The sequence below is a fragment of the bacterium genome, assembly GCA_037131655.1.
Taxonomy (GTDB): Bacteria; Armatimonadota; Fimbriimonadia; order Fimbriimonadales; family JBAXQP01; genus JBAXQP01.
In genome coordinates, this window is record JBAXQP010000315.1 from 1 (window position 1) to 3,014 (window position 3,014).

General features: G+C 45.8%; 3 protein-coding genes. 2 read left to right on the top strand and 1 reads right to left on the bottom strand.

The window, feature by feature from the left end:
- Together WCO51_11725 and WCO51_11730 are read left to right on the top strand one after the other, a co-directional pair.
- On the top strand, positions 1–271 hold a 271-nt coding region (locus WCO51_11725), incomplete at its 5' end, for a hypothetical protein (protein ID MEI6513924.1).
- Between the two features lie 78 nt (positions 272–349).
- Positions 350–1,048, top strand: a complete 699-nt coding sequence (locus WCO51_11730) for a hypothetical protein (GenBank protein MEI6513925.1) — start codon at positions 350–352, stop codon at positions 1,046–1,048.
- A 181-nt stretch (positions 1,049–1,229) separates the two neighbouring features.
- Here WCO51_11730 and WCO51_11735 read toward each other — a convergent pair.
- Positions 1,230–3,014: Ig-like domain-containing protein (locus WCO51_11735; GenBank protein ID MEI6513926.1), on the bottom strand; the 1,785-nt coding region annotated here is incomplete at its 5' end.

Consider the following 3,014-nt stretch of genomic DNA (forward strand, 5'->3'; position numbering starts at 1 on the left):
AGCATTAGCTTCATGGGACCAACGTAGATACTTTACAACAAAAGACTACGACCAATGGTCAAAAGAGATAGAATCAGTCAAGCCCGACGAATTCAGTTCCTCTATCGCCTTTATCAAGGCAGCATCCATGCGGCAGTCATATTTCATAGATGCGCGGGGTAACAGCCACCTGTTGACTAGAGCGAGCATTCTTTTATGGATACAAAAAATGGAGCTAAGGGCTAAGCAGCTTGAGAAGCTAAAGAGTGTCTTTGATAAATTTTCTCAGTAGAGTTGTCTTAGATTTATGCATTACACTTTTTTTTGCTATTAATCAAGGGGCGTCAATGGCTATGGAGATTGCAAGAATATGAAGACAAACGAACAGCAACCTTCGATGGAACAGAATGAACCGATAGCGCGTGACTGGCTATTAGGCATTCTTGGATTGGCATTTTTATCGGTTGTTATGCTTTTGTACGCTATTTATGGTAGACCACCTTACGCCTATTTTCAATTACTTCGATATGTGGTGGCTGGGGCTTCTGGATTAGGGGCTTGGGCTTTATTCAAAATCAGCCGTATTTTCATCCCTTTGTCTTGCTTATTAGTCGGCATGGGGATAGTTTTCGTAACAACGTCCATGAGAAGAAATCAATGGCTGGTATTCGATTGGTCGGCATTTGCGATGTTCGCTCTGTTAATTGTGATTTTGTTAATCAACCTGATTCGTAATTTTAAAAGCGATACTAAGGATTCACAATCAGGCGAAAAAATAATTCATCAAAAAGCTAAGAGAGGATGCAGGCAAAAACAGACACTAAATAGGTCTCCCTGGTATGCAATTGACTGGCCATCATTTGGCTGGCCATCATTTGAAATTAATCCTGATTTTGATTGGGGAACGTTTTTTATGGTCATTTCAATCATTTCATTATTAACAAGTCTCTATTATCTAAAAGATAGTCTTTTGCCTGCTTTAGCAATTCTGATAATTAGCATCTTGATTTTTGCGGTTAATTTATTAGTAAAGTTAAATGACTTTGCGATAAAGAAAAAGACGAAATAACGTGTCTTTTTTCTGCTTAGCCAACTTTTCCGCCTCTTCCTGTGTTAGGTTTTCCGCAACCAGTTGAGCATTCTTCTTTATGAGGGATGCCCTCCACCATCAAACGTATGCATCTCCGAATTTGAGTTTTAAACAAAAGCCCCCTGGAGAACTATCCCAGGGGGCTTTATAGCTTTTGATATTAATTCTTCGCGTTGCCGTAGACGGCGCTTAGGGTGTAGTTGTTGTCCATTGTGACGGTGGCGGCTCGGCTTGTGGAGTAGTCTTTGCCGTTGCGTTGCCATTTCCTGAACTTTAACCCGTTGCGGGATGTTAATGGGGCCGTTAGGGTGACTTGGGTGTTCCTGTTATAGACACGGTTGAAGGGGGCTGTTCCGGAACCTCTTCCTTGATTATCAAGCGGGCTTACTGAGATAACGACACCTGCTCCCGCATTTGATGTATAGACAGTAAGCACTTTGGGCGCTGTTAGGGCATTTACTGTGATCGATACCGTTGCGGCGCCGGAGTAGGACCTGCCGTCAAAGGCTTTGTAGGTGAAGCTATCTGGGCCGGAATAGCCGGTGGTTGGCGTGTAGGTGAACGACCCGTTCGCACTAAAAGTTAATCTGCCGTGGGTCGGGTTGGTTTGCAATACTGCTGTTAGAGCAAAACCATTCGGGTCGGTATCGTTACTGAGCACTCCCGGAGCAATGACCGTCAAAGCTGTATTTGCATTGGTTGCATAAGCATCCGCAGTGGCCCTTGGTGGTTGATAGATGGGATTCGTAGTGATAGTGACTGTCGCATTGTTTGAATAGAGCCTACCGTTAGAGGCCTTATAGATGAAGGTATCAGAGCCTGTATAATTCGCGTTTGGCGTATAGACAAAAGAGCCGTTCAAATTCAAAGTCAAGCTGCCATGAGTTGGACTGGTCACTAAGACGGCTGACATCGTGAGGCCACTTGGGTCGCGATCATTAACAAGAACGCCCGGGCTTGATACTGACATAGCAACGTTCTGCAAGGCGCTATAGCTGTCGTTTGCGGCAGTGGGCGGCTGTGAATTGGAAGCGACCGTTATCCTGACCGAAACCACATTAGAATAGAAGCTGCCGTTGAAGGCCTTATAGGTATAAGAATCTGCGCCCGAATAACCGGTGGTTGGGGTGTAAGTGAACGAGCCGTTCGAGTTAAAAATTAAGCTTCCATGTATTGGGCTAGTGACAAGGACTGCGGATAGAGGAACATCCAGAGGATCCATATCATTCACTAACACCCCTGGGGAAGTTAGTACTAAAGCTGTATTTTGGAAAGTAGTATAAGTATCGCTTGTTGCTGTCGGTTCCTGGCATGTGATAGCCGCGGCCGCTTGAAGGGCATTATAGACATTAATACGACCGGCGCTAGCCCCGATAGTGTTCGTTCCGTACGGCTTATAAGTATCGACATTCGATACAATTATGTTAAAAATCGTGCTGTTGGTAAGTGAAGGGTTTTGGCCGATTAGCAAAGCCGCCTCTCCGGCAACAGCCGGAGTGGCCATCGAGGTGCCGCTTAAATATCCATAGAATAAAGGGATCCCATAAGAGCTGTTGAGCGTTGCTTGGTAGGAAGGCATCGTCGAGTAGATAGAAACCCCTGGCGCTGCGACATTAACCCATGTGCCGAAATTCGAAAATGAGGCGAGTGTGTCGGTGTTGTCTGTGGCGGCCACTGAGAGCACGTGGGGATAGGCTGCCGGATAACTATAACTGGAGTTGCCGCTGTTGCCTGCCGCCGCCACAATTACGCAGCCCTTGCTCCAAGCATATTGAATGGCATTACCCATTGTATAGGAATAAGAAGGGCTGCCTAAGCTCATACTGATCACTCGAGCGCCATTATCGGCGGCCCAAATAATCCCTGCTGAAACCGTTAAATCCGTTCCTCCGCCATAGGAGTCCAACGCTTTAATGGGCATAATTTTTGTTGAGGCATCCGTAGC

Bases quoted from the DNA above. Each gene is read 5' to 3' on its own strand.
- WCO51_11730 (MEI6513925.1), top strand. From the start codon at position 350: ATGAAGACAAACGAACAGCAACCTTCGATGGAACAGAATGAACCGATA.